At 72.1% G+C, this 25463-nt stretch carries 21 protein-coding genes; 15 read left to right on the forward strand and 6 right to left on the reverse strand.

The window, feature by feature from the left end; all coding sequences use genetic code 11:
- Positions 1 to 43: 43 nt before the first annotated feature.
- The 3 genes from nhaA to AB0D29_RS01850 form a co-directional block, all read right to left on the reverse strand.
- Positions 44 to 1477 carry a Na+/H+ antiporter NhaA gene (gene nhaA / locus AB0D29_RS01840; protein ID WP_362851676.1) on the reverse strand — a complete coding sequence of 478 codons (1434 nt, stop codon included), beginning with the start codon at positions 1475 to 1477 and terminating at the stop codon, positions 44 to 46.
- Positions 1478 to 1707: 230 nt separating this feature from the next.
- Entirely contained in the window at positions 1708 to 3708 is a 2001-nt protein-coding gene (gene acs, locus AB0D29_RS01845; RefSeq protein ID WP_362851677.1) for an acetate--CoA ligase, read from the reverse strand.
- Between the two features lie 159 nt (positions 3709 to 3867).
- A complete protein-coding gene (locus tag AB0D29_RS01850) occupies positions 3868 to 6345 on the reverse strand; it encodes a SulP family inorganic anion transporter (RefSeq protein WP_362851678.1) in 2478 nt (825 codons plus the stop codon).
- 236 nt (positions 6346 to 6581) lie between these two features.
- On the opposite strand from AB0D29_RS01850, the gene AB0D29_RS01855 reads away from it, so the two are divergent.
- A complete protein-coding gene (locus tag AB0D29_RS01855; RefSeq protein WP_362851679.1) occupies positions 6582 to 7886 on the forward strand; it encodes a hypothetical protein in 1305 nt (434 codons plus the stop codon).
- On the opposite strand, the gene AB0D29_RS01860 is transcribed toward AB0D29_RS01855, so the two are convergent.
- Positions 7840 to 8880 (reverse strand): ATP-binding protein, encoded by a 1041-nt coding sequence (locus tag AB0D29_RS01860; protein ID WP_362851680.1) that lies wholly within the window; start codon positions 8878 to 8880, stop codon positions 7840 to 7842. The genes AB0D29_RS01855 and AB0D29_RS01860 overlap by 47 nt on opposite strands.
- A gap of 109 nt (positions 8881 to 8989) precedes the next feature.
- On the opposite strand from AB0D29_RS01860, the gene AB0D29_RS01865 reads away from it, so the two are divergent.
- The gene (locus AB0D29_RS01865) at positions 8990 to 9811 is read left to right on the forward strand and encodes an oxidoreductase (RefSeq protein WP_362851681.1); all 822 of its coding nucleotides are present in this window, start codon (positions 8990 to 8992) and stop codon (positions 9809 to 9811) included.
- A gap of 397 nt (positions 9812 to 10208) precedes the next feature.
- On the opposite strand, the gene AB0D29_RS01870 is transcribed toward AB0D29_RS01865, so the two are convergent.
- The gene (locus AB0D29_RS01870; RefSeq protein WP_362851682.1) at positions 10209 to 11084 is read right to left on the reverse strand and encodes an HAD-IB family hydrolase; all 876 of its coding nucleotides are present in this window, start codon (positions 11082 to 11084) and stop codon (positions 10209 to 10211) included.
- Positions 11085 to 11574: 490 nt separating this feature from the next.
- On the opposite strand from AB0D29_RS01870, the gene ssd reads away from it, so the two are divergent.
- The 7 genes from ssd to AB0D29_RS01905 are packed head-to-tail and all read left to right on the forward strand — an operon-like array spanning position 11575 to position 16484.
- Positions 11575 to 12720 (forward strand): septum site-determining protein Ssd, encoded by a 1146-nt coding sequence (ssd, locus tag AB0D29_RS01875; protein WP_362851802.1) that lies wholly within the window; start codon positions 11575 to 11577, stop codon positions 12718 to 12720.
- The gene (locus tag AB0D29_RS01880) at positions 12717 to 13865 is read left to right on the forward strand and encodes a TadA family conjugal transfer-associated ATPase (protein WP_362851683.1); all 1149 of its coding nucleotides are present in this window, start codon (positions 12717 to 12719) and stop codon (positions 13863 to 13865) included. The genes ssd and AB0D29_RS01880 overlap by 4 nt, the downstream gene beginning before the upstream one ends.
- Positions 13862 to 14746: a type II secretion system F family protein gene (locus AB0D29_RS01885; protein ID WP_362851684.1), complete on the forward strand. Its 885-nt coding sequence runs from the start codon at positions 13862 to 13864 to the stop codon at positions 14744 to 14746. The genes AB0D29_RS01880 and AB0D29_RS01885 overlap by 4 nt, the downstream gene beginning before the upstream one ends.
- Complete coding sequence (locus AB0D29_RS01890) at positions 14746 to 15525, forward strand: type II secretion system F family protein (RefSeq protein ID WP_362851685.1); 780 nt, start codon at positions 14746 to 14748, stop codon at positions 15523 to 15525. The genes AB0D29_RS01885 and AB0D29_RS01890 overlap by 1 nt, the downstream gene beginning before the upstream one ends.
- A gap of 50 nt (positions 15526 to 15575) precedes the next feature.
- Positions 15576 to 15773 (forward strand): DUF4244 domain-containing protein, encoded by a 198-nt coding sequence (locus AB0D29_RS01895; RefSeq protein ID WP_362851686.1) that lies wholly within the window; start codon positions 15576 to 15578, stop codon positions 15771 to 15773.
- Positions 15760 to 16146 carry a TadE family type IV pilus minor pilin gene (locus tag AB0D29_RS01900; protein ID WP_362851687.1) on the forward strand — a complete coding sequence of 129 codons (387 nt, stop codon included), beginning with the start codon at positions 15760 to 15762 and terminating at the stop codon, positions 16144 to 16146. Before AB0D29_RS01895 ends, AB0D29_RS01900 begins: the two co-directional genes overlap by 14 nt.
- Positions 16143 to 16484 (forward strand): Rv3654c family TadE-like protein, encoded by a 342-nt coding sequence (locus AB0D29_RS01905; RefSeq protein WP_362851688.1) that lies wholly within the window; start codon positions 16143 to 16145, stop codon positions 16482 to 16484. The genes AB0D29_RS01900 and AB0D29_RS01905 overlap by 4 nt, the downstream gene beginning before the upstream one ends.
- 27 nt (positions 16485 to 16511) lie before the next feature.
- Here the strand turns inward: AB0D29_RS01905 and AB0D29_RS01910 are convergent, their stop codons facing one another.
- The gene (locus AB0D29_RS01910) at positions 16512 to 19016 is read right to left on the reverse strand and encodes a DEAD/DEAH box helicase (RefSeq protein WP_362851689.1); all 2505 of its coding nucleotides are present in this window, start codon (positions 19014 to 19016) and stop codon (positions 16512 to 16514) included.
- An 81-nt stretch (positions 19017 to 19097) separates the two neighbouring features.
- Between AB0D29_RS01910 and bldG the strand changes: the two genes are divergently transcribed.
- From bldG to AB0D29_RS01940, 6 genes are all read left to right on the forward strand, one after another.
- Positions 19098 to 19439 (forward strand): anti-sigma factor antagonist BldG, encoded by a 342-nt coding sequence (gene bldG / locus AB0D29_RS01915; RefSeq protein ID WP_008743037.1) that lies wholly within the window; start codon positions 19098 to 19100, stop codon positions 19437 to 19439.
- Between the two features lie 122 nt (positions 19440 to 19561).
- Positions 19562 to 20002, forward strand: coding sequence for an ATP-binding protein (locus AB0D29_RS01920; RefSeq protein ID WP_362851690.1), 441 nt, complete (start codon positions 19562 to 19564; stop codon positions 20000 to 20002).
- 256 nt (positions 20003 to 20258) lie between these two features.
- A complete protein-coding gene (locus AB0D29_RS01925; protein ID WP_362851691.1) occupies positions 20259 to 22661 on the forward strand; it encodes a sodium-translocating pyrophosphatase in 2403 nt (800 codons plus the stop codon).
- Between the two features lie 163 nt (positions 22662 to 22824).
- Complete coding sequence (locus AB0D29_RS01930; protein WP_362851692.1) at positions 22825 to 23391, forward strand: small secreted protein; 567 nt, start codon at positions 22825 to 22827, stop codon at positions 23389 to 23391.
- A gap of 108 nt (positions 23392 to 23499) precedes the next feature.
- On the forward strand, positions 23500 to 25029 hold the full coding sequence (locus AB0D29_RS01935) for a methyltransferase (RefSeq protein WP_362851693.1): 1530 nt from the start codon (positions 23500 to 23502) through the stop codon (positions 25027 to 25029).
- Between the two features lie 113 nt (positions 25030 to 25142).
- On the forward strand, positions 25143 to 25340 hold the full coding sequence (locus AB0D29_RS01940) for a hypothetical protein (protein ID WP_362801151.1): 198 nt from the start codon (positions 25143 to 25145) through the stop codon (positions 25338 to 25340).
- The last annotated feature ends 123 nt before the right edge of the window (positions 25341 to 25463 follow it).

Raw genomic sequence — 25463 nt, forward strand, 5'->3', positions numbered from 1 at the left:
TTGTCGTCTGCTGCCGTGCGGCTGTCCTGCGTCGTCAGTCAGATCATGCCGGACGGTCGCCCTCGGTGGTGGACCCGGCCGAGGTTTGGAGCGCCGCGGCAGCCGCGCGCTCGGCCTTGCGGCGGTGTTCCGCGGCACGTCCCTCGTAGATCCTCGCCATCCTCAGGTGGTACTCGGGGTTGTGCTCCTCGTAGATGTCCGGGATGCCGTCGTGGTCCTCGTCCCGCTCCTCGGCCTCGGTCAGCGCCAGGTACTTGCGGTTGCGGAGCTTGAGCATGACGCCCGCGATCACGGCGGCGATGAGCGAGCCGATCAGTACGGCGGCCTTGATCTCGTCGGTGAGGACCGGGTCGCCGACGAACGCGAGCTCGCCGATCAGGAGGGAGACGGTGAAGCCGATGCCGGCGAGCGAGGCCACGGCGAGTACGTCGGGCCAGGCGAGGTCGTCGTTCAGCTCGGCCTTGGTGAACCGGGCGGCGAGCCAGGTGCCGCCGAAGATGCCCACGGCCTTGCCGACGACGAGGCCGAGGACGACGCCGAGGGTCTCGGGCCGGGTGAACACCTGCGCGATGGCCTCGTCGGAGAGCGAGACCCCGGCGGAGAACAGTGCGAAGAGGGGCACGGCGAGACCGGCCGAGATGGGCCGGACCAGGTGCTCGATGTGCTCGCCGGGGGACTGCTCCTCGCCGTCCCTGCGGGTGCAGCGGAGCATCAGGCCCATGGCGACGCCGGCGATGGTGGAGTGGACGCCGCTGTTGTACATCAGGCCCCAGATGACCAGCGCGAGCGGGACGTAGACGTACCAGCCGCGGACTCCCCGGCGGAGCAGGAACCAGAAGAGGGCCAGGCCCACGAGCGCGCCGCCGAGCGCCAGGAAGTCGATCTCGCTGGTGAAGAACACCGCGATGATCATGATGGCGAAGAGGTCGTCGACGACCGCGAGCGTCAGCAGGAAGGCGCGCAGGGCCGAGGGCAGTGAGGTGCCGAGGACGGCGAGGACGGCGAGCGCGAAGGCGATGTCGGTGGCGGTCGGGACCGCCCAGCCGTCCATAGCCCCGTTGCCGAGGACGTTGACCACGACGTAGACCAGCGCGGGCACGGCCATGCCGCATATGGCGGCGATCACCGGGAGGGCGGCGGCCTTGGCGTCGCGCAGGTCGCCCGCGACGAGCTCGCGCTTGAGCTCGATGCCGGCGACGAAGAAGAAGATCGCGAGGAGCCCGTCGGCCGCCCAGTGCTGGATCGACAGGTCCAGGCCGAGGGAGCTGGGGCCGATGTGGAAGTCCCGGACCGCCTGGTAGCTGTCGGCCAGGGGCGGGGTGTTCGCCCAGATCAGCGCGGCGACGGCGGCCGCGAGCAGGAGGATGCCGCCGACGGTCTCGGTGCGCAGGGCATCGGCGACGAAGCGGCGCTCGGGCAGCGAGAGCCGGCCGAGCAGCTTGCGGCTCTGGTGGTCGGTGGGGCTGGGCGCGGCCACGAGGTGCACCTCCGGGGTCGGTTGGACGGCATGGCGAAGCTCATTGCCGACCAGACTTCCCGGCGCACCCTGTGGTCTTTCTTTACGCTTTCAATATTTTACAGGGTGCACGCGAGGGTGAATCCGGTGATCGTCACTTTATGCGCGAAACGGGCACCCGGCGCGACGCGCCGGGTGCCCGTTTCGATGTGCCTGACCCGTGGGGTCCCTCTGCCCGTGGGGGCCTTGTGTCAGTCCTCGCTGCCGGCGGCGGCCGGGAGCTTGCTCTGGATCAGGTCCATGACCGAGGAGTCGGCGAGCGTGGTGACGTCGCCGACCGCGCGGTTCTCCGCCACGTCGCGCAGCAGACGGCGCATGATCTTGCCCGAGCGGGTCTTCGGCAGCTCCTGGACCGGCAGGATCCGCTTCGGCTTGGCGATCGGGCCGAGCGTGGCGCCCACGTGGTTGCGCAGGTCCGCGACCAGGCCCTCGGTCTCGGAGGCGCTGCCGCGCAGGATGACGAAGGCCACGATGGCCTGGCCGGTGGTCTCGTCGTTGGCGCCGACCACGGCCGCCTCGGCGACCGAGGGGTGCGAGACGAGCGCCGACTCCACCTCGGTGGTCGAGATGTTGTGGCCGGACACCAGCATCACGTCGTCCACCCGGCCGAGCAGCCAGATGTCGCCGTCGTCGTCCTTCTTGGCGCCGTCGCCCGCGAAGTACTTGCCCTCGAAGCGCGACCAGTAGGTGTCGATGAACCGCTGGTCGTCACCCCAGATGGTGCGCAGCATCGACGGCCACGGCTCGGTGAGGACCAGGTAGCCGCCTCCGCCGTTCGGGACCTCGTGCGCCTCGTCGTCGACGACGGTGGCGGAGATGCCGGGCAGGGCGCGCTGGGCGGAGCCCGGCTTGGTGTGCGTGACGCCCGGCAGCGGGGAGATCATCATCGCGCCGGTCTCGGTCTGCCACCAGGTGTCCACGATCGGGCAGCGGTCGCCGCCGATGTGCTTGCGGTACCAGATCCAGGCCTCGGGGTTGATCGGCTCGCCGACCGAGCCCAGCACGCGCAGGCTCGACAGGTCGAACTTCGCGGGGATGTCGTCGCCCCACTTCATGAACGTACGGATGGCCGTCGGCGCCGTGTAGAGGATGGTGACGCCGTACTTCTGCACGACCTCCCAGAACCGGCCCTGGTGCGGGGTGTCCGGCGTGCCCTCGTACATCACCTGGGTGGCGCCGTTCGCCAGCGGCCCGTAGACGATGTAGGAGTGCCCGGTCACCCAGCCGATGTCGGCGGTGCACCAGTAGACGTCGGTCTCGGGCTTCAGGTCGAAGACCGCGTGGTGGGTGTACGCGGCCTGGGTGAGGTACCCGCCGGAGGTGTGCAGGATGCCCTTCGGCTTACCCGTGGTGCCCGAGGTGTAGAGGATGAAGAGCGGGTGCTCGGCGTCGAAGGGCTGCGGGGTGTGCTCGGCGGACTGCCGGCCGACCACCTCGTGCCACCAGACGTCGCGGCCCTCGGTGAAGGCGGTGTCCTGGCCGGTGCGGCGCACGACGAGCACGTGCTCGACCTGCGGACACTTGGCGACGGCCTCGTCGATGGCGGGCTTCAGGGCGCTGGGCTTGCCGCGGCGGTAGCCGCCGTCGGCGGTGATGACCAGCTTGGCGTCGGCGTCCTGGATGCGGGAGGCGACGGCGTCGGCGGAGAAGCCGCCGAAGACCACGGAGTGCGCGGCGCCGACGCGGGCGCACGCGAGCATCGCGACGACCGCCTCGGGGATCATCGGCAGGTAGACGGCGACGCGGTCGCCCGCCTCGACGCCCAGCTCGGTCAGGGCGTTCGCGGCCTTGGAGACCTCGTCCTTGAGCTCGGCGTAGGTGATCGCGCGGCTGTCCCCGGGCTCGCCCTCGAAGTGGATGGCGACGCGGTCGCCGTTGCCGGCCTCGACGTGGCGGTCCACGCAGTTGTAGGCGACGTTCAGCTTGCCGTCCGCGAACCACTTCGCGAAGGGCGGATTCGTCCAGTCGAGCGTCTCGGTCGGCTCGGTGGCCCAGGTCAGCCGCCGGGCCTGCTCGGCCCAGAAGCCCAGCCGGTCCGCGTCGGCCTGTGCGTACGCAGCCTCTTTCACATTGGCGGCGGCGGCCAGATCGGCAGGCGGTGCGAACCGCCGCTCCTCCTTGAGCAGATTGGCCAGGCTCTCATTGCTCACGACATCTCCCTTTCCCAGGGTGTCCGTTGTGTCCCCGGGCATAGCTCATCAGTCAGCGGCCCAGGTGACAAGGGGTAGCCGAGAATTGGTTTAGACCTATATCACGTTCGGCCCGCACGAGAACGGCGTGCGAATGGCCCCTTCCCGCTGCAGGGTGCGGGAAGGGGCCAAACGATTGCACGGACAGGCGAGGGTATCGGTTCAGGCGTGCTGGCCCACGGTGTCGAAGACCCGGCAGTCGAAGAAGTCCTCACCCTCGGACAGCAGGTAGGCCTGTGCCTCGCCCACGTGGAAGTACATGCCGTGCAGTTCGAGGGTGCCCTCGGCGAGCCGCCTGGCCACCGATTCGTGTGCCCGCAGGTGCTCCAGCTGCTGGACCACATTGGTCAGGCACAGCTGCTCCACCGCGTCCGCCGGGAGCCGGCCCGAGATCCGGGCCCAGGCGTGGTGGCGACTGGCCATCCGCTCCAGGCTGGGCAGCCCGTGCCGCAGCCAGCGGCGCAGCGGGGTCATCGCAACCCCGGGCGCGGAGCTGAGCAGGGCCTGCATGGCGCCGCAGCCCGAGTGCCCGCACACCGTGATGCTGTCGACCTTCAGCACGTCCACGGCGTACTCGATGGCCGCGGCGACGGAATCGTCCGTGGACTCCGCGCCCGGCAGCGGGACCAGGTTGCCGACATTGCGGACCGTGAACAGGTCGCCCGGTCCGCTGGCCGTGATCATGCTGGTCACCAGGCGGGAGTCCGCGCAGGTGAGGAAGAGCTGGGAGGGCCGCTGCCCCTCGCGGGCCAGCCGGGCCAGCTCGTCCCGCACATGAGGGGCGGTGTCCCGCTGGAAGGCGCTGATCCCGCTGGCGAGTTGGCCGGCGCCGCGCCGCCGGGGCGCCGGCGGGGATTCGTCCGCGGGGGGCTTGGCGGCTGCTTCCGCCATGGCCGCGGCCGTGGGCGTACGGGTCCCGGCGGGGCGGTGGTCGCAGTGGTTCTGCCAGGGGGTCCAGGGCCGGCAGCACTGGTGGGTCCCGCGCCGGGACCGGTCCGCGTGGTGGTTTCCGCTGTGCGGGACGCCCGCGCCGGTCGCGCCGGCTTCGGTGGCTCCCTCGGCTCCCTCGGCTCCCTCGGCTTCCCCGGCTCCGCCCGACCCGTTTGGCCCGTCGGCGGAGGTGGTTCCGGGCAGCCACGCCGAGGATCCGGCCCGGCCGGTCACCTCCAGCGTGCCCCCGTGCGCCAGATGGGACTCCTGCCAGTCCTGCAGCGTCTCGTAGGCGGCGTGGTCCATGAACGAGCCGTCCAGCTCGATCACCACGTGCCCGTCGTGCGGAATCTGGTTCAGTACCCGGCTCAGCCGGGGCACGGCGAGGAAGGTCAACTGCCCGCGCGCCCGCACCCGGTGGGTCCCGTCATCCTGCCGGTCCACGGTGATCCTGGTCCGGGCGAGCCGGTGCAGGGCCAGTGCGACGGCCACGGCGATGCCGACGGCCACACCCTCCAGGACCCCGCCGAGCACCACGGCCACGATGGTCGTGCCGTAGACCACGATCTCCCGGTGCCGGGTCACGCTGCGCAGGTGCGTGATGCTGACCATCTGGATGCCCACGGCCATCACCAGCGCGGCCAGTGCGGCCAGCGGGATCAGGTCGAGGACCGGGACGAGCAGGCCGGCCGCCAGTACCACCCAGAGGCCGTGCAGCATGGTCGACCTCCGGCTGACGGCACCGGACTTGACGTTGGCCACGCTCCGGACGGCCACGCCCGAGACGGGCAGCCCGCCGAGCGCCCCGGAGACGATGTTCGCCGCGCCCTGCCCCCACAACTCGCGATTGAGGTCGGTGCGCGGCGGGCGGTTGTCCGTTCGCCGCTCGGAGGCGATCATTTTGTCTGTCGCGACCGCGGAGAGCAGGGACTGCACGCTGCCGACCAGCGCGATGGTCAGGACGGCGGCCAGGATGCCGAGGACCGGCCCCTCGGGCAGCTCGGGCAGCGCGTGGCTGCGCCAGGACGGCAGGTCCACCTTGGGCAGGGCGAGCCCGGACAGCGCGGCGGCGGTGGTGGCCGCGGCCACGGCAGCCAGCGCGGCGGGGGCCTTGCGCAGGACCCGGCCGGCCCGTCCGGGCAGCCAAGGCCAGGCCAGCAGGACGGCCAGGGTCAGGGCACTGACACCGAGTGCCGCGGGATGCAGATCGGCCAACTGGGCGGGCAGCCCGATGACGTTGGCCACGGCCGAGCTCTGTGGGTTGCCGCCGAGCACGATGTGGAGTTGGGCGAGAGCGATCGTCACGCCGATCCCGGCGAGCAGGCCGTGCACGATGGCCGGGCTGACCATGAGCGCCGACCTGGCGGTGCGCAGCGCGGCGAGGCCGAGCTGGCAGACGCCGGCGAGCACGGTGATGGCGCAGGTGGTGCGCCATCCGTAGTGCTGGATCAACTCGGCGGTGACCACGGTGAGTCCGGCGGCGGGCCCGCTGACCTGGAGCGGGGCGCCACCGAGCCGGCCGGCGACGATGCCGCCGGCCGCCGCGGCGACCAGCCCCGCCTGGAGGGGGGCGCCGGTGGCCAGGGCGATGCCGAGCGAGAGCGGCAGGGCGATCAGGAAGACGGCGATGGAGGCGGAGAGGTCCGCGGGGAGATCCTTGCGGACTTCGGCGATCCCTCGGGTCGTGCGTGTGCGGGAGGTGGCTGTCATAGGTTCCCGTCTCCTCTGGGGGAGGGATGAAGCGGCGGGAGTCTCAACACTCGGTAAATGGATGGTAATGGAGAGTAAAGGCAAGCGGTGAATAATACGGGCAAATGGCCTATAAATTAGCACTCAAGAGTGATTAAGCATTTTGTACGGCTTGTCATACCTTCCTCAAAGCTGACCGCGTGGGACGTTGCGGCGCGGAAGTCCTGCGACGGAACTGCGAGGGAGAGGTGGGGCGGATGATCGCCGCCACGAAGAAGATCGCCGGTGGCCTGGTCGCCACGGCACTGGTCCTGGGAGTCGCCGGGTGCAGCGCCTCGGGGCCCGCCAAGTCACCGGCTCCCGGGGCGCCGAACGCACGGAAGGGTGCCGAGGCGGAGGCCCCCGGAAGCGTCAACCGGCCCATCGGCGACGGTTCGACCGCGTACACCGGCCCCCAGCCGAACGTGCAGAAGCCGCAGAAGCTGAAGCCCGGCGAAAAGCCGCCGCAGTTCGTGGTGTTCTCCTGGGACGGGGCCGGCGAGGACAGCCAGAAGCTCTTCTCGCACTTCCGCGAGGTCGGCAAGCAGTACAACGCCCGCATGACGTACTTCCTCAGCGGCGTTTACATGCTCCCGGAGGAGAAACGTTCCCTCTATACGGCGCCGCAGCATTCGCCCGGCCGCTCCGACATCGGCTTCGGTGACCTCCAGGGCATCAAGGACACCGCCACCCAGGTCCGCGCGGCCTGGCTGGAGGGCAACGAGATCGGCACCCACTTCAACGGGCACTTCTGCGGGCCCGACGGCGGCGTCGGCACCTGGTCCGTGGACGAGTGGAAGAGCGAGATCAACCAGGCCAAGTCCTTCGTCAAGAACTGGAAGACCAACGCCGGCCTGAAGACCATGGAGGCGCTCCCCTTCGACTACGACAAGGAGCTCATCGGCGCCCGCACCCCCTGCCTCGAAGGCCAGAAGAACTTCATGCTGGCGGCGAAGAACATGGGCTTCCGCTACGACTCCAGCGGCATCAGCAAGCAGATCTGGCCCAAGAAGACGGACGGGCTCTGGGACGTCCCGCTCCAGTTGGTGCCCATGCCGGGCCGTGCCTTCGACACCCTGAGCATGGACTACAACTACATGGTCAACCAGTCCGGGACGACCTCGCAGGGAGACCCCTCGCAGCACGCGTACTGGGGCGACCAGATGCGCGACGGCCTGCAGGAAGCCTTCGACCGCGTCTACCAGGGCAACCGGGCGCCGCTGATCATCGGCAACCACTTCGAGTCCTGGAACGGCGGCACCTACATGCGTGCCGTCGAGGAGTCCATCAAGAGCATGTGCACCAAGCCGGAGGTCCGCTGCGTGCCGTTCCGCGAGCTCGTGGACTGGCTGGACGCCCAGGACCCGAAGGCCCTGGAGTGGATGCGCACCCTCGACGTCGGCGAGGCGCCGAAGCAGGGCTGGGCGAAGTTCCTGACCGCGGGGCCGCCGGCGCCGCCGGCCGCCCCCGCGGGCGTCAAGCCGGCTGCGGAGCCGGCTGATGAGAGTGCGGACGAGGGCTGACGAAGGATTCGCCCGCGGCGGCGCTCGCGACGCCCTCCCGCAGGGTGAAATCGGGGTCGACCTGGTCCGCCAGGTCGGCCCCGGTCTTGGCGTTGCCCCAGCTCTCCGCGTTCTTGAGGTGGAACCGCACCATCTGCTCGGTGTACCGGTCCCAGTCGCGGTGGGCGTACGAGTCGTCGGCGGCGTCCTGGAGCGCCTGGAGGGCGAACCGGTTGGTCGCCTCCAGCAGCTCGAAGGCGGCCGGACGGCCCTTCTCCATCGCCCGTACCCAGTCGGAGTGCCCGACGGTGACCAGCAGGTCCTCGCCCACCTCGTCCTGGAGGAACTCGATGTCCTCGGGGCCCTGCACCTTGTTGCCGATGACCTTCAGCGTGACCCCGAAGTCCCGCGCGTACTCCTTGTACTGGCGGTAGACGGAGACGCCCTTGCGGGTCGGCTCGGCCACCAGGAAGGTCATGTCGAAGCGGGTGAACATGCCCGAGGCGAAGGAGTCGGACCCGGCCGTCATGTCGACGACCACGTACTCGTCCGGGCCGTCGACCAGGTGGTTGAGGCACAGCTCGACCGCCCCGACCTTGGAGTGGTAGCAGGCCACGCCCAGGTCGGCCTCGGTGAACGGCCCCGTGGCCATGAGCCGTACGGGCTCCCCGTCCAGCAGGAGCGTGCGTGCGCAGGCCTCGTACACCGGGTTGTCCTCGGTGACCCGCAGCAGGCGCGAGCCGCGGCCGGGAGGGGTGGTCTTGATCATCGTGTCGGCGGACGCGATGCGCGGGTTGGATCCCCGCAGGTACTCCTTGATCAGGGGCAGGTGCGCGCCCAGGGCGGGCAGTTCGGCGGCCTCGTCCTCGCCGAGACCGAGCGCGGCGCCCAGGTGCTGGTTGATGTCGGCGTCCACCGCGACGACGGGGGCCTCATTGGCGGCGAGGTGGCGGATGAAGAGGGAGGACAGCGTCGTCTTGCCGCTGCCGCCCTTTCCCACGAAAGCGATCTTCATGTTCACCAAGCGTAGTGGGTAAGTAGCACAGTGTTGTCAAGGTGAGTGAAGAAGACCACTCCAAGGAGGGGTCGGTGCTAAGGGTGCGCAGTGCGTAGGCTCCCTACTTATGAGTAGCGCTTCTGACCCGTTGGTCGCCCTGGGCGGGCTGCCCGGTGTCGCCGAGTCCGTGGATTCCGTACGCAAGGCCGTGGACCGGGTCTACGGGCACCGGGTGATGCGCCGCCGCAGCGGTGAGATCACCTCGGAGGCCGCCCTGCGCGGGGCCCGCGGGAGCGCGGCGCTCTCCGGTGCGGACTGGGCGCTGGAAGAGGTGCGCCGCCGCACCGACTTCGGATCGGAGCCGGAGGCGCTGACCGTGGGCGCGGCCCTGCGGCTCACCGCGGAGGCCGGGCAGCTGCTGAGCATCTGGCGCCAGTCGCCCCTACGGGTCCTCGCGCGGCTGCACCTGGTGGCGTCGGGGTCGACGGCCGAGGGTGATGTGGTCGGCCGCCCCCGCCTGGCGGGCGAGCAGGTGGTGGAACCCCTGGTGGACCTTCCGCTGCCGAGCGCCGAGGAGGTCGCGGGCCGACTGGACGGGCTGTCCCGCCTGATCATCGCGGGTGGCTCCGCCCCGGCCCTGGTCACGGCGGCGGTGGTGCACGGCGAGCTGCTGGCCCTGCGCCCGTTCGCCTCGTACAACGGGCTGGTCGCGCGGGCGGCCGAGCGCATCGTCCTGATCAACAGCGGTCTGGACCCGAAGGCGATCTGTCCGGCCGAGGTCGGTCACGCGGAGCAGGGTCGCGAGGCGTACCTGGCCGCTTTCGAGGGCTATGTCTCCGGCACCGCGGAGGGGATGTCCGCGTGGATCGCCCACTGCGGGCGGGCGATCGAGCTCGGGGTGCGCGAGTCGACGGCGGTCTGCGAAGCGCTGCAGCGCGGCGCGGCCTGACCCGGGGCGGAAGCGGGGGCCGGACGCCGGGGAGGCCGATCGGCCCCGGACATGGGTTGCGGCGACACCGTCTTGCTTTGGTGTCGCCGCTGGCATTTACGCCCAGTTACCAAGCGTCCTCGATATTTGCCCATCAGGTCGGGGACTTTGCCCGTTACCTGGTGCGGCTGGCCCGTAATCGACGGGTCGACGTCGCGTGGGTGCTCGGCGTTCATGCTTCGGTCCGTGGGCCTTACTGCGTTTTAAAGATGATCCTCTCGGATGTTCTTTGGTCTCGCGGGCCGTTGCTTTATTTGTACTCCGCTTCGGAGCCATGCGAAACCCCTGGCTCCACTTTTTACTATCCGGGACGAGTTCGGGTGAACCGGACAGCCCGTATCGGTGCAGGTCAGGACAATCAGGCAGACGCGGCGGCAGCGAGCGCATGGGCCCGGCGCCGGCTCGCGTACCAGACCAGTCCTGCCGTGGCGGCGGCCGCGCCCACGGCGGCCGCCGCGACCAGGGCCGGGCGCGCGGGCATCGACAGCCCGGGCAGCCGCTGCTTGAGCCGCACCGGCCGGTTGAACACCAGGACCGGCCACTCGCGGGCCACGGCTTCCCGCCGCAGGGCACGGTCGGGATTGACCGCGTGCGGGTGTCCCACGGCCTCCAGCATCGGGATGTCGGTGGCCGAGTCGCTGTAGGCGTAGCAGCGGGCGAGGTCGTACCCCTCGGACTCCGCGAGCTCGCGCACGGCTTCCGCCTTGGTGGGCCCGTAGGCGTAGTACTCGATCTCGCCGGTGAAGCAGCCGTCCTCGCCCACGACCATGCGCGTGGCGACGACCCGGTCCGCACCGAGCATCTCCCCGATGGGTTCGACGACTTCCGCGCCGGAGGTCGACACGATCACCACGTCGCGGCCCGCGGTGTGGTGGGCCTCGATCAGCGAGGCGGCCTCGTCGTAGATGATCGGGTCGATGAGGTCGTGCAGGGTCTCCGCGACGATCTCCCGTACCTGCTGCACGTTCCACCCCTTGCAGAGGCCGGACAGGTACTCCCGCATCCGTTCCATCTGGTCGTGGTCGGCGCCGCCGGCCAGGAAGATGAACTGCGTGTACGCGGTGCGCAACACGGCTCGCCGGTTGATCAGGCCGCCTTGGTAGAAGGACTTGCTGAACGTCAGGGTGCTCGACTTCGCAATGACCGTCTTGTCCAGGTCGAAGAAGGCTGCGGTGCGAGGCGAGGAGTGCGGCAAGGGCTGATTTTCCACGCCCCGAGCATATGCGCCCACCATTCGGCGTAAGGTGTGGCGCGTGGGTTTGCCTGAGAAGGCTCTCGGGTACACCATGGAAGTCACGGATCGTTCGCGACCGTGCTAACCCGGTCTGGCTCCTCCCCCCCCGAGTCGGACCGTGGGGACGACCCCCGCTCTCCCCCCCGGCGGGGGTCGTCGCATGTCCGGACGCGGTTCGCGTCCCAGCCTTCGGCCCCAAGTGACCATCCCTGCGGCCCTCCTCTTCTGCGGGGCCGACGCGGCGAAGGTCCTCACCCCATCAGACTCGTGACGGTGCGTAGTGGTTCCGCCGCGCTCCGGAACTCACCTGGGAGGGTGACCGGGTTATTCACAATCGATGGGTTGTCCACAGTTATCGAGCAAGATCCACTTCTTTTTCCTGATCGCTGCACGGTGATTCCAGCCGCGAAGTCCGCGGTGCTGGATTTGCAGTGAGAAGGGGGCGGAGATCGTGGCTCGATCGAAGTCGTGTGAAACGCCGGAGTCCGTGGTGGCGGGGGCCGGAGCGGGGGTCGTGCCCGCGCCCGGTGGCGGGCGGCCGCTGATCATCACCGAGGACCCCGTGCTCCTCGACGACCTGCTGAGGCTGTGCGCCGCCGCGGGCGCCGAGCCGCACGTGCACCACGCGGTGCCCGAGCAGGGCGGCGCGAGCGGTGCGGACCGCGCAAGTGACGGGTCCGCCGGCGGCGTTGGCTGGGATTCCGCCCCGCTCGTGCTCGTCGGGGACGACGCCGCGAGGCGGGTGCGGGGGGCGCCGCGCAGGACCGGGGTGTTCCTCGTCGGCCGGGACCTGGACGACCCCCTCGTGTGGCAACGCGCGGTGGAGATCGGCGCCGAGGAGGTGCTGCGCCTCCCCGACGCCGAGAGCCCGCTCGTCGACCGCATCGCCGACGTCGTGGAGGGGGCCGGACGGCCCGCCCTCGCCGTCGGGGTGATCGGAGGCGCCGGCGGCGCCGGAGCCTCCACCCTCGCTTGCGCGCTCGCCGTCCGGGCCGCCCGCGCCGGGGAGCGGACCATCCTCATCGACGGTGATCCGCTGGGCGGGGGCATGGACGTGCTGCTCGGCGGCGAGAGCGCCGAAGGGCTGCGCTGGCCGGACTTCGCGGCCTCGCGGGGACGGGTCGGCGCCGGAGCCCTGGAGGAGTCCCTGCCCGAACTGCACGCCCTGCGGGTGCTCAGCTGGGACCGCGGGGACCGGGTGGTGGTGCCGCCCGCCGCGATGCGGTCGGTGGTGGCCGCCGCGCGCCGCCGGGGCGGGGTCGTGGTGGTCGACCTCCCGCGGCGGGTGGACGAAGCCGTGGCCGAGGTGCTGGCCCAGCTCGACCTGGTGCTGATGGTGGTGCCGGGCGAACTGCGGTCGGTGGCCGCCGCGGGCCGGGTGGCGGCCGGAGTGCGGATGGTGGCCCGGGACGTGCGCGTCGTCGTACGGGGCCGCTGCCCGGGCGGTCTGGATCCGGAGGCCGTGGCGGAGCTGCTGGGGGCGCCGCTGGCCGGTGAGGTCCCGGTCGAGGTGGGGCTGCCGGGGCGGGTGGCCGAGGGGGAGCCGCCGGGTGCGCAGGGGCGGGGCGCGTTGGCCCGCTTCTGTGACGGCTTCTGGCAGAGGGCACTCGGTCCGGCCCAGGGGGTGCCGGCATGAGCGCGGTACTGCTGGACGCGGTGCGCCGGCGGCTCGCCGAGAGCGGGGCGGAGCCGACCCCGGCGCGGGTGGCGGCGGCCCTGCGGGCCCAGGGCCGGCTGCTCGGGGATGCCGAAGTACTGGGTGTGGCGGCCGAGTTACGGTCCGAGCTGGTCGGCGCGGGCCCGCTGGAGGCGCTGCTGGCCGACCCGGAGGTCACCGATGTGCTGGTGGCGGCTCCCGACCGGGTGTGGGTGGACCGCGGTGGCGGGCTGGAACTGACCGGGGTGACCTTCGCCGACCCCGAGGCGGTGCGCAGGCTCGCCCAGCGGCTGGCCGCCGTCGCGGGGCGGCGCCTCGACGACGCCCGGCCCTGGGTGGACGCCCGGATGCCGGACGGCACCCGGCTGCACGCGGTGCTGCCGCCGGTGGCGGTCGGCTCGGCCTGCCTCTCGCTGCGGGTGGTGCGGCCCCGGGCGTTCACGCTGGAGGAGCTCGTCGTGGCGGGCACGCTGCCGCCCGGCGGACAGCGGATGCTCCGGGACATGGTCGAGGCCCGGCTGTCGTTCCTCGTCTCCGGGGGCACGGGAACCGGCAAGACCACCCTGCTCAGCGCTCTGCTGGGGCTGGTCGGGCCCGGTGAGCGGATCGTGCTGGCCGAGGACTCGGCCGAGCTGCGCCCCGACCATCCGCACGTGGTGCGGCTGGAGACCCGGCCGGCCAATCAGGAGGGGGCGGGCCTGGTCACGCTGGCGGATCTGGTCAGGCAGGCGCTGCGGATGCGGCCCGATCGGCTGGTGGTCGGCGAGGTGCGGGGCGCCGAGGTGGCGGATCTGCTCGCCGCACTGAACACCGGCCACGAGGGGGGCTGCGGCACGGTCCACGCGAATGCCGCCGCCCATGTCCCGGCCCGGCTGGAGGCGCTCGGGACGGCTGCCGGACTCGACCGGGCCGCCCTGCACAGCCAGTTGGCCGCCGCGCTGACCCTGGTGCTCCACTTGGTCCGGGACCGTGAGGGGCGCCGTCGGCTGGCCGAGGTGCACGTGTTGGAGCGGGACGCCGCCGGACTGGTGGTCACCGTACCGGCGCTGCGCTGGGCCGCCCGCGGCTTCGTACGGGAGCGGGGCTGGGACCGGCTGCGTCCGTTGCTGCGAGGTGTCCGATGAGCGCCGCGGTGGGGCTCCCGGTGCCGGTGTTCGCCGGGGTGCTCTGTGCAGGGGCGGCCGCCTGGGGGCTGTCCGGGGGCGACCGCGTGGCCCGGCGGGCCCGGTTGGTGCTGGCCTCGGGCGCTCCGGCGGTTCCGGGCGGGTCGCTGCACCGGGAGCGGCTGCTGATCGCCGTACGGGTGCGGGCGGCGCGGTGGCGGGAGTGGGCCTGCCTCGGCGCCGGTCTCCTGGTCGCGGTGCTCGGCGGGTCGGTGATCCCGTTGCTGGCGGGCGCGGCCGCCCTGCCGCTGCTGCGGCGGTGGCTGCGGGTACGGGCGCGGGAGCGGGCCCGGGCGGCGCGGGCCGCCGAGGTGGTGGCCCTGTGCGGGGCGGTGGTGGGCGAGCTGCGGGCAGGGGCACAGCCCGGGCAGGCGCTGACGGCGGCGATGCGGCGCACCGTCGCGGTTCCGGGCGGGCCGGGTGCGGCGGAGGCGGGGGTGCTGGCCGCCGCGGCGTTCGGCGGGGACGTGCCGGGAGCGCTGCGCCAGGCGGCGAAGGAGCCCGGCGCGCAGGGGCTGGCCGGGATGGCCGCCTGCTGGCGGGTGTCGGTGGACGGCGGTGCGGGGCTGGCCGCCGGGCTGGACCGGCTGGAGGGGGCCCTGCGGGCGGAGCGGGACCGACAGGAGTCGTTGCGGGCCCAGTTGGCGGGGGCGCGCTCGACGGTGCTGGTGCTCGCCCTGCTGCCGTTGGTGGGCCTGCTGATCGGCACCGGACTCGGGGCGGATCCGCTGCGGGTGCTGCTGCACACCCCGATGGGCTGGGGGTGCCTGCTGGCGGGCGCGCTGCTGGACGCGCTGGGGCTGCTGTGGTGCCGGCGGATCGTACGGGCGGGGGAGCGGTGATGGGCGGCGTCCTCGTCCACAGGCTGGGGATCGCGCTGTGCCTCGCGGTGGCGGCCCTCTGGGTGGTGGGGTCGGCGGTGGTGGCGCGGGTCCGGGAGCGGGCGGCCCGGCGCAGGATCGCGGCGCTGCTCGGGGTGGAACAGGGGCCTCGGGGACCGGTGTTCGCCTCCGCGGCGCGGGGCGTGCTGGCGGCGTGGGCCCCGCCGGCCGGGGCGCTGTCGGCGGGCTGGTTGCTCGTCGGCGGGCCGGCGGGTGCGGTGGTCGGCGCGCTGGCCGCGCTCGGCGTGTGGCGGTGGCGGGCCAGGGCGCGGCCGCCGGCCGCGGTGGATCCGGGGGAGGCGGAGCGCCAGCTGCCGTTCGCCGCCGATCTGTTGGCCGCGTGTCTGGCGGCCGGGGCGGGACCGGTGGAGGCCGCGGAGGTGGTCGGGGAGTCGCTGGGCGGCCCGGTGGGTGAACGGCTGGCGCGGGCCGGGGCGGAGCTGCGGCTCGGCGGCGAACCGGGCGCCGGGTGGGGGAGGTTGGCGGAGATACCGGGCGCCCGGGCGCTCGCGGAATGCCTGGAACGGGCCGCCCGTACGGGGGCGCCCGCGGCAGAACCGGTCTCCCGGCTCGCGTCGGGCCTGCGGGAGGACCGGGCCCGCCGGGCGGGAGCCAGGGCGCAGCGGGCGGCGGTACTCGTCACCGCGCCGGTGGGGCTCTGTTTCCTCCCCGCCTTTCTCGCGATCGGGGTGGCGCCGGTGGTGATCGGAATGGCCTCGGGACTTCTCTCGAACACCTGACGTCGCATTGACCACACACATCAACAACGGAAATCCACAGGAGGTTTGCCATGAGGATCATCTGGTTTCGGCTGCGGACGGCACTCGGCGGTCGCGGGGACGACACGGGGATGTCCACCTCGGAATACGCCATGGGCACGATCGCGGCCTGCGCATTCGCGGCCGTTCTCTACAAGGTGGTGACGAGCGAAGTCGTCGCGACGGCCCTTCAGTCGACCATCGGGAAGGCGCTCGATGTGCCGTTCTGAGGGGAAGTCGCCGGCGCGCCGGAAAATCGGGGACCGGGGATATGTGACGGCCGAGGCCGCCCTGGTGATCCCGGCGCTGGTGCTGTTCGCGGCGCTGCTGGTGTGGGCGCTGATGGCGGCGGCCGCGCAGATCCGGTGTGTGGACGCCGCCCGGGCCGGCGCGCGGGCGGCGGCCCGCTCGGAGCCGGCCGAGGTGGCCGTGGCGGTGGCCCGGGCGGCCGCGCCGCAGGGGGCGCGGGTGGAGCTGGAGCGGGTGGGTGACCTCTGGCGGGTCCGGGTGGCGGCGCCGGCGCCGGGGCCGGGCGGGCTGCCCGTACGGCTCGGGGCGCAGGCGGTGGCCCTGGCGGAGGACAGCGTGGGGCCGCCGCCGTGAGCCGGGACCGGGGCTCCGCCACGGTCTGGGCGGCTCTGGTGGCGACGGTGCTGGGCGCGGTGTTCGGCGGGGTGCTGCTGCTCGGCCAGGCCGTGGTGGCCCGGCACCGGGCGGCTTCGGCCGCCGACCTCGCGGCGCTTGCGGCGGCGGCGACCTGGGCGCACGGGCCGGAGAGGGCCTGTGCCACGGCGCTGCGGGTGGCCCGGGCGCAGGAGGCGGCGCTCGCCGGGTGCCGTCTCGACGGCGAGGTCGCCGAGGTGACGGCCCGGGTGGCGGCAGGTCCCTTCACCCCGGCCGTCGCGGCCCGTGCGGGCCCGCCTCGGGCGTCGCCGGACTGAGGCCGGGCCAGGGGGCCGGGCCGGGCCTCAGGAGGTGCCAGGGCCCGCATCAGGGCCCGGGTCGGGGCCGGCGGGCGGGGTCGGTGGGGATTCGGCGAGGAGCCGGGTGAGGAGGCGGATGGCACCGCGTTTGTGGAGGGGGTCGTTGCCGTTGCCGCATTTGGGGGACTGGATGCAGGAAGGGCAGCCGGCCTCGCACTCGCAGGCGGCGATTGCGTCACGGGTCGCCGTCAGCCAGGCGGCGGCGGTGTGGAAGGCGCGCTCCGCGAAGCCGGCGCCGCCGGGGTGGCCGTCGTAGACGAAGACCGTGGGGAGGAGGGTGTCGGGATGCAGCGGCACGGAGACGCCGCCGATGTCCCAGCGGTCGCAGGTGGCGAACAGCGGAAGCATGCCGATGGAGGCGTGCTCGGCGGCGTGCAGGGCTCCGCCGAGGATCTCCGGGTTGATCCGGGCCTCGTCGAGCTGGTCCTCGGTCACCGTCCACCACACGGCCCGGGTGCGCAGGGTGCGGGGTGGCAGGTCCAGTTTGGCCTTGCCCAGGACCTCGCCGGTGATCAGTTTGCGGCGCAGATAGGAGACGACCTGGTTGGTGACCTCGACGGAGCCGAAGCAGAGCCGGGCCGAGCCCCACGGGATCTCGGTCTCGGTCTCCAGGATGGAGATGGAGGTGGTGTCGCGGGCGGTGGTGGAGAAGGGCGGATCGGCCTCTTCCACGAGGGCCGCCGAATCCTCCAGGTCCAGGTGTTTCACGAGATACGTGCGGCCCTGGTGGAGGTGGACGGCCCCGTCGTGGACGGCGGTGTGGGCGGCGGACTCGTCGACCGTGCCCAGCAGCCGGCCGGTGGCGGCCTCGACGATCTGCACCGGGCGGCCGCCGCCGCCCCGGATGTCGGTCAGGTCCGAGGCCCGTTCCCGGCGGGTCCAGTGCCAGGCGGTCGCCCGTCGGCGCAGCAGCTTCGCCGCTTCCAGCTGGGAGAGGAGTTCTTCGGTCGCCGGGCCGAAGAGGTCCAGGTCGGCGTCGGTCAGCGGAAGCTCGGCCGCCGCCGCGCACAGGTGGGGGGCGAGGACGTACGGGTTGTCGGGGTCCAGGACGGTGGCTTCCACCGGTTGGCGGAACAGCGCCTCGGGATGGTGGACGAGGTAGGTGTCCAGCGGGTCGTCGCGGGCGATCAGCACGGCCAGGGCGCCCTGGCCGGCCCGCCCCGCGCGGCCGGCCTGCTGCCACAGGGAAGCCCTCGTGCCGGGGTACCCGGTGATCAGTACGGCGTCCAGTCCGGAGACGTCCACGCCCAGCTCCAGGGCCGTCGTGGCGGCCAGTCCCAGCAGCTCGCCGGAGTGCAGGGCCCGCTCCAGGGCCCGCCGCTCCTCGGGCAGGTAGCCGCCCCGGTAGGCCGCGACCCGCCGGGCCAGCGAGCGGTCCACCTCGGCGAGCCGCTCCTGGGCGATCACCGAGATCAGCTCCGCGCCGCGCCGGGAGCGGACGAAGGCGACCGTGCGGACGCCCTGGACCACCAGGTCCGTCAGCAGGTCGGCGGTCTCCGCGGTGGCCGTACGGCGTACGGGAGCGCCCTTCTCGCCGCGCAGTTCGGTGAGCAGCGGCGGCTCCCACAGGGCGAAGACCACCTCGCCGCGCGGAGAGGCGTCGTCGGTGATCTCGATCACTCGTACGCCGGTCAGCCGGGACGCGGCGGCCGCGGGGTCGCTGGCCGTGGCGGAGGCCAGCAGGAAGACCGGTTCGGAGCCGTAGCGGGCGCACAGTCGCCGCAGCCGGCGCAGGACCTGTGCCACGTGGGAGCCGAATACCCCGCGGTAGGTGTGGCACTCGTCGATCACGACGTAGCGCAGGGCGCGCAGGAAGGAGGACCAGCGCGGGTGGGCCGGGAGGATCCCGCGGTGCAGCATGTCGGGGTTGGTCAGCACGTAGTTCGCGTACTGGCGCACCCACTCGCGTTCCTCGACGGGCGTGTCCCCGTCGTAGACCGCGGGGCGGACGGCGTTGCCCAGCGGGGCGGCCAGTTCCCGTACGGCGCGCCGCTGGTCGGCCGCCAGGGCCTTGGTGGGGGCCAGGTACAGGGCCGTGGCGCCCCTGCCGTTCGGGGCCTCCGCGCCGTCCGCGAGGGCGGAGAGCACGGGCGCGAGGTAGGCCAGGGACTTGCCCGAGGCGGTACCGGTGGCGACGACCACGGACTCGCCGTCCAGGGCGTGCTCGGCCGCCGCGGCCTGGTGCTCCCACGGATGGTCGATGCCGGCGGCCTGGATCGCGGCTACGACATCCGTTCGGATGCGATCGGGCCAGACTGCATGACGGCCCGCTCGAGGGGGCAAGTGCTCCGTATGGGTGATGCGCGCAGCTCGGGAAGGCCCCCGTGACAGGCGGTCCAGGACCGTGCCGGGAGTGGGTCTTGGGTCCACGGGTGGCTTGGGCCGTCCGGGACCGTGAGTATTGGCCATTGGAACCGAGTGTGTCACCGGCGTGCGGGACAATGGTCCGAAGGCGTCGTGCGCGCCTGCCGGTAAGTGATTGAATGCCATCGCGGCAGCCAATCCCTCGCCTACCTTCGGGTGGGGAGGCCCCTAGGGGGCGCCGCTCGATAGCAAGGTGCTGGAGGATCCGTGGACCTGTCCCTGTCGACTCGCACTGTCGGCGACCGTACGGTCGTGGAGGTCGGTGGCGAGATTGATGTGTATACCGCGCCCAAGCTGCGCGAGCAGTTGGTCGAGTTGGTGAACGACGGCAGCTACCACCTGGTTGTCGACATGGAGCGAGTGGACTTCCTCGACTCCACCGGACTTGGTGTGCTCGTGGGAGGTCTCAAGCGCGTCCGTGCGCACGAGGGTTCGCTGCGCCTGGTGTGCAACCAGGAGCGCATCCTGAAGATCTTCCGCATCACCGGTCTGACCAAGGTCTTCCCGATCCACACCACGGTGGAAGACGCCGTCAACGCCACCGACTGACGTCTCCGGGCGGCTCCCGGCGGCCTTCGGGCCGCCGGGAGCCGGCAAGGAGAGCGGGGGTACCGGGCCATGGATGGCCAGGGCCCCTGTCAAGGCACGCCCGTAGTCCGAGGGGGACGCGCATGGCCACCGTTGAACTGCGCTTCAGCGCCCAGCCCGAACACGTCCGGACGGCCCGCCTCGTCGCGGCCGCCGTGGCGCGCCGGGCCGGTGTGGAGGAAGCCGTCCTCGACGAGGTCCGCCTCGCCGTGGGCGAGGCCTGCTCGCGTGCCGTCGGGCTCCATCGCAGCTACGGGCTGACCGCGCCCGTCCGGGTGGTCCTGACCGAGGAGGACAAGTCGTTCTCCATCGAGGTCGGCGACGAGGTGCCGGGGCCGGGCGGCGGCTCCAGCGAGGCCGTGTCCGGACTCGACGCCGCCCTGGACCCCGACGCCGAGACGGAGGACGAGATGGGTCTCGCCGTGATCAGCGGGCTCGTCGACGACGTCGAGGTGACCAGTGGGGAATCGGGCGGGACGATCCGGATGAGCTGGCCCGTCACCGGGTCCTCGGACCTTCCGTAGATCCACCGGGCGTACGGCCCGTCATATCTTCCGATCTTTATCAAGGCCCTGCTGAGCAGGGCCTTTTTCATTTCCCTAGATCAATGACCGGCCGTCAATGCCTTTGCCCCATTACCACTTTCGAGGGTAATGGAGTGACGCGATCTATTGCTGAGGAGCAAGAGCACGCCAATTGCGTTTCCTGCGCACTGTTTTGATCGGGGCGCGCTCCCTACAATCCGTCCACATCTTGAGCTCATCACGTCAAGGAGGACGAATGACGGGGCTCTTCACCCCTATCGCGCCGGATCGCACCACAGATCTGGCATCCGCAGTACTCACCGATGACAATCGGCTCATCGTGATCGTCATTGCGGCCGTGGCACTCGCCGCACTCGTCGTCGCGCAGATCCTGGTCCGCCAGGTCCTCGCCGCCGACGAGGGAACCGACAGCATGAAGAAGATCGCCGCGGCCGTCCAGGAAGGCGCCAACGCCTACCTCGGCCGGCAGCTGCGCACCCTCGGCGTCTTCGCCGTCGTGGTCTTCTTCCTGCTCTTCCTGCTCCCCGCCGACGACTGGACGCAGCGGGCGGGACGTTCCGCCTTCTTCCTCGTGGGAGCCATCTTCTCGGCGGCCACCGGCTACATCGGCATGCGCCTCGCGGTCCGCGCCAACGTCCGCGTCGCCGCCGCCGCGCGGGAGGCGACCCCCGCCGAGGGAGAGCCCGCCAAGGACCTGACCGAGGTCTCCCACAAGGCGATGAAGATCGCCTTCCGCACGGGTGGCGTGGTCGGCATGTTCACCGTCGGGCTCGGCCTGTTCGGCGCCTCGTGCGTCGTGCTGGTCTACGCCGCCGACGCCCCCAAGGTCCTGGAGGGCTTCGGTCTCGGCGCCGCCCTGATCGCGATGTTCATGCGCGTGGGCGGCGGCATCTTCACCAAGGCCGCCGACGTCGGCGCCGACCTGGTCGGCAAGGTCGAGCAGGGCATTCCGGAGGACGACCCGCGCAATGCCGCGACCATCGCCGACAACGTGGGCGACAACGTCGGAGACTGCGCCGGAATGGCGGCCGACCTCTTCGAGTCCTACGCCGTCACCCTCGTGGCCGCGCTCATCCTCGGCAAGGCCGCCTTCGGCGACCTGGGCCTCGCCTTCCCGCTGATCGTCCCCGCGATCGGCGTCATCACCGCGATGATCGGCATCTTCGCGGTCTCCCCGCGGCGCTCCGACCGCAGCGGCATGACCGCCATCAACCGCGGCTTCTTCATCTCGGCCGTGATCTCCCTGGTGCTGGTCGCGATCGCCGTCTACGCCTACCTGCCGGCCACCTACAAGGAGCTGGTCGGCGTCGAGAACCCGGCGATCACCAACCACTCCGGTGACCCGCGCATCCTGGCCGTCGTCGCCGTCGCCATCGGCATCGTGCTCGCGGCCCTGATCCAGCAGCTGACCGGCTACTTCACGGAGACCAACCGCCGTCCCGTCCGGGACATCGGCAAGTCCTCCCTGACCGGCGCGGCCACCGTCGTCCTCGCCGGCATCTCCGTCGGCCTGGAGTCCGCCGTCTACACGGCGCTGCTCATCGGCCTCGGCGTCTACGGCGCGTTCCTGCTCGGCGGTACGTCGATCCTGCTCGCGCTCTTCGCGGTGGCCCTGGCCGGCACCGGCCTGCTCACCACCGTCGGCGTCATCGTCGCCATGGACACCTTCGGGCCGGTCTCCGACAACGCCCAGGGCATCGCCGAGATGTCCGGCGACGTCGAGGGCGCCGGTGCGCAGGTCCTGACCGACCTGGACGCCGTGGGCAACACCACCAAGGCCATCACCAAGGGCATCGCCATCGCCACGGCCGTGCTCGCCGCGGCCGCGCTCTTCGGCTCGTACAACGACGCGATCGCCACCGCCGTCAAGGAGGTCGGAGCCAAGGCCGGGGAGATGAACCTCAGCCTGGACATCGCACAGCCCAACAACCTCGTCGGGCTGATCCTGGGCGCGGCGGTCGTGTTCCTGTTCTCCGGCCTCGCCATCAACGCGGTCTCCCGCTCCGCGGGCGCCGTGGTCTACGAGGTGCGCCGGCAGTTCCGCGAGCACCCGGGGATCATGGACTACACCGAGAAGCCCGAGTACGGGCGCGTCGTCGACATCTGCACGAAGGACGCGCTGCGCGAGCTCGCCACGCCCGGCCTGCTCGCCGTTCTCACCCCGATCGCCGTGGGCTTCTCCCTCGGCGTGGGCGCGCTCGGCTCCTTCCTCGCCGGCGCCATCGGCACGGGCACGCTGATGGCGGTCTTCCTCGCCAACTCCGGTGGCGCGTGGGACAACGCGAAGAAGCTCGTCGAGGACGGCCACCACGGCGGCAAGGGCAGCGAGGCCCACGCCGCGGTCGTCATCGGCGACACGGTCGGCGACCCGTTCAAGGACACCGCCGGTCCCGCGATCAACCCGCTGCTCAAGGTCATGAACCTGGTGGCGCTGCTGATCGCCCCCGCCGTCGTGCAGTTCAGCTACGGCGCGGACAGCAGCCCGACCGTGCGGGCGATCGTCGCGGTCCTCGCGATCGGTGTCATCATCGCCGCGGTGTACATCTCCAAGCGCCGCGGCATCGCGGTCGGCGACGAGACCGAGGGCGGAGCCGCCGAGCGGGTGGCCCAGCCGGCCGACCCCGCGACGGTCTCCTGACCCGAGGTCCCGGCAGCAGGACGGGCAGGGCCGGGCAGGGCCGGCCGTACGCCCGAAGGGCGGACAGGCAGCGCGGACTGACGCGCCGTCTGTCCGCCTTTGTGCGTGCCCGGATGGCAGACGTGTATCTTCCGGGCCGAGAGCCTTCGAAGGGACCAATCCGGTGAACAAGAAGCTTGCGGCCGCATTGTCGGGCGGTGCGGTGCTGATGCTCGTCCTGTCCGGCTGCGGCGGGGACGAGACCGACGAGAAGGCCAGCGCCTGGGCCAAGAAGGTCTGCGACAAGTGGCAGCCCGAACTCAAGAAGATCGAGACCGCCAACGCCGACATCAAGCGCGTGGCGACGGAGAGCAGTAAGCCCGAGGAGGTCCAGCAGACCGATTCTGCGGCCTTCGCGACCATGTCGGAGTCGTACAAGACCATGGGGGCCGCCCTGCAGTCGGCGGGAGTCCCGCCGGTCAAGGACGGCGCGGCGACCCAGGAGGCGGCCGCCAAGGGCTTCGAGGCGACGTCCAAGGGGTACGCCGACCTGAAGACGAAGATGGACGCCCTCGACCCCAAGGAGCAGACGAAGTTCGCCGACGGCCTGAAGGAGGTCGCGGGCGGCCTTCAGGAGGCGACGAAGGGCGGTCAGGACGCCCTCGCCACGCTCAACGCGGGAGGCCTGGACAAGGCGATCAACGCCCAGAAGGGCTGTCAGGTCGCGGCGCCCTCGCCCACGGCGAAGTAGGGCGTCCGATCAGGGCGGCCGGGGTCCCGGAAGGGGCCGCGGTCGCCCTTTCGTACGCACGGGCCCCGGCTGATCGGCAGGACGGGCCCCAGCGGACACAATGGACGCGTGAGTACCACCAGCCTTCCCGCGTCCGACCATGCCGCCGAACTCCGCAGTGCCCTGCTGGCCGCCGGTTTCACCGCCGACGGGCTGCTCGACCTGCTCGGCGCCCCCGCCTACGCCGCCCTGGCCCGCAGTGAGACGGTCCCCGCCCTGCGCGCCACCCGTGGCGCCGACGACGGCCCGCTCGCGAGCCTGGTCCGGCTGTTCCTGCTCCAGCAGCCCGAGCCGTACGTGCGCGCCGCCGCCGCACTGCCCGTCGACGCGGCCCTGGCCGACGGCTGGCTCCGGCTGGAGGGGGCCACCGACGGCGAAGGCACTGTGTACGCGACCGTCGACGTGCGCCCGTACGGCGGCCCGGACGGCGAGGACTGGTTCATCGTGTCCGACCTCGGCTGCGCCGTCGGCGGGGCCGGGGGGATCGGCAGCCGCGAGGAGGGCGTGGTCCTCGGCGTCGGCGGTGCCTCCACCACGCTGGCCGGGATCACCGTCCGCACCCCCGTCGGCTCGGCCCTCGACGTCGGCACCGGATCGGGCATCCAGGCGCTGCACGCCTCCCGGCACGCCACCCGGGTCACCGCCACCGACGTCAACCCGCGCGCCCTGGACTTCACCCGTCTGACGCTGGCCCTGTCGGGCGCCCCGGAGGCCGAGCTGCTCACCGGGTCCCTCTTCGAACCGGTCGGCGAGGCGACGTACGACCTGATCGTGTCGAACCCGCCGTTCGTGATCTCCCCGGGCGCCCGGCTGACGTACCGGGACGGCGGAATGGGCGGCGACGACCTGTGCCGGACCCTGGTCCAGGAGGCCGGAGCGCGGCTCAACCCGGGCGGGTACGCGCAGTTCCTCGGCAACTGGCAGCACGTCGAGGGCGAGGACTGGCGCGACCGGCTGCGCTCCTGGGTGCCGCGCGGCTGCGACGCCTGGATCGTGCAGCGTGACGTGCAGGACGTGACGCAGTACGCGGAGCTGTGGCTGCGCGACGCGGGCGACCACCGGAGCGACCCCGAGGAGTACGCGCGGCGGTACGAGGCCTGGCTGGACGAGTTCGAGGCCCGCAAGACGAAGTCCGTCGGCTTCGGCTGGATCACCTTGCGCCGGTCGGACGCCGCCGAGCCCTCGATCGTGGTCGAGGAGTGGCCGCACACGGTGGAGCAGCCGCTCGGCGAGGCGGTGCTCGCCCACTTCGCCCGCCAGGACTACCTGCGGGAACACGATGACGCGGCCCTGCTGGAGGCCTATTTCGTGCTGGCCGAGGAAGTGGTGCAGGAGCAGGTCGGCGCGCCCGGCGCGGAGGATCCCGAGCACGTCGTGCTCCGGCAGAACCGCGGGATGCGGCGCGCCACCAAGGTCGACACGGTCGGCGCGGGCTTCGCCGGAGTGTGTGACGGCTCACTGACCGCGGGCCGGATCCTGGACGCGATCGCGCAGCTGGTGCAGGAGGATCCGGTGGTCCTGCGGGACCGGACGCCCGAGTCGATCCGGATGCTGGTCGAGCAGGGTTTCCTGGAGCCGGGGCAGGGCCCCGCGCGGTAGCGGCGCCGGGATGTAACCCGGGGTTCGCCCGCTGTACCCCGGGGGCTGGCAGTCTCCTGCGCAGCGGGTTCCGGGGGGAATCCCGAGGGCGGTCCGGGGGTAAGGGGAGCGGCATGGAGAACGGTCCGGCGATCTTCGCGGCGGCCGTGTTCCTGCTGTTCGGGGCCGCTCTGCTGGTCTGGACGGGGGCGCGCGCCCTGCACCGCGAGCCGGTGGCCGAGGGCGTGCGCCCCGTCGTGGCGGTCCCGCTGATCCTGCTCGCCGGCGGGGGCTCGCTGGCCCTCGGGGCGTGGTGCCTCGCCCGGCTCTGACACCGGAGTGCGAGGGCCCGTACGAGGGCCCGGTCCGGCCCGGATCCGGCCGGGAAAGCCGACGTGGGACGGGGTGCGGGAGCGGGGCCAGACGGCCCCGCGGCCACCCGGCCCGGTGATCGG

This window comes from Streptomyces sp. NPDC048424, from assembly GCF_040651555.1.
GTDB lineage: Bacteria > Actinomycetota > Actinomycetes > Streptomycetales > Streptomycetaceae > Streptomyces.

Excerpts from the sequence above, each read along its gene's own strand:
- acs (WP_362851677.1), bottom strand. The coding sequence starts at position 3,708 with ATGCCCGGGGACACAACGGACACCCTGGGAAAGGGAGATGTCGTGAGC.
- AB0D29_RS01850 (WP_362851678.1), bottom strand. The coding sequence starts at position 6,345 with ATGACAGCCACCTCCCGCACACGCACGACCCGAGGGATCGCCGAAGTC.
- AB0D29_RS01855 (WP_362851679.1), top strand. The coding sequence starts at position 6,582 with ATGATCGCCGCCACGAAGAAGATCGCCGGTGGCCTGGTCGCCACGGCA.
- AB0D29_RS01860 (WP_362851680.1), bottom strand. The coding sequence starts at position 8,880 with ATGAAGATCGCTTTCGTGGGAAAGGGCGGCAGCGGCAAGACGACGCTG.
- AB0D29_RS01865 (WP_362851681.1), top strand. The coding sequence starts at position 8,990 with ATGAGTAGCGCTTCTGACCCGTTGGTCGCCCTGGGCGGGCTGCCCGGT.
- AB0D29_RS01870 (WP_362851682.1), bottom strand. The coding sequence starts at position 11,084 with ATGGTGGGCGCATATGCTCGGGGCGTGGAAAATCAGCCCTTGCCGCAC.
- AB0D29_RS01880 (WP_362851683.1), top strand. The coding sequence starts at position 12,717 with ATGAGCGCGGTACTGCTGGACGCGGTGCGCCGGCGGCTCGCCGAGAGC.
- AB0D29_RS01885 (WP_362851684.1), top strand. The coding sequence starts at position 13,862 with ATGAGCGCCGCGGTGGGGCTCCCGGTGCCGGTGTTCGCCGGGGTGCTC.
- AB0D29_RS01890 (WP_362851685.1), top strand. The coding sequence starts at position 14,746 with ATGGGCGGCGTCCTCGTCCACAGGCTGGGGATCGCGCTGTGCCTCGCG.
- AB0D29_RS01895 (WP_362851686.1), top strand. The coding sequence starts at position 15,576 with ATGAGGATCATCTGGTTTCGGCTGCGGACGGCACTCGGCGGTCGCGGG.
- AB0D29_RS01900 (WP_362851687.1), top strand. The coding sequence starts at position 15,760 with ATGTGCCGTTCTGAGGGGAAGTCGCCGGCGCGCCGGAAAATCGGGGAC.
- AB0D29_RS01910 (WP_362851689.1), bottom strand. The coding sequence starts at position 19,016 with ATGGCATTCAATCACTTACCGGCAGGCGCGCACGACGCCTTCGGACCA.
- AB0D29_RS01920 (WP_362851690.1), top strand. The coding sequence starts at position 19,562 with ATGGCCACCGTTGAACTGCGCTTCAGCGCCCAGCCCGAACACGTCCGG.
- AB0D29_RS01925 (WP_362851691.1), top strand. The coding sequence starts at position 20,259 with ATGACGGGGCTCTTCACCCCTATCGCGCCGGATCGCACCACAGATCTG.
- AB0D29_RS01940 (WP_362801151.1), top strand. The coding sequence starts at position 25,143 with ATGGAGAACGGTCCGGCGATCTTCGCGGCGGCCGTGTTCCTGCTGTTC.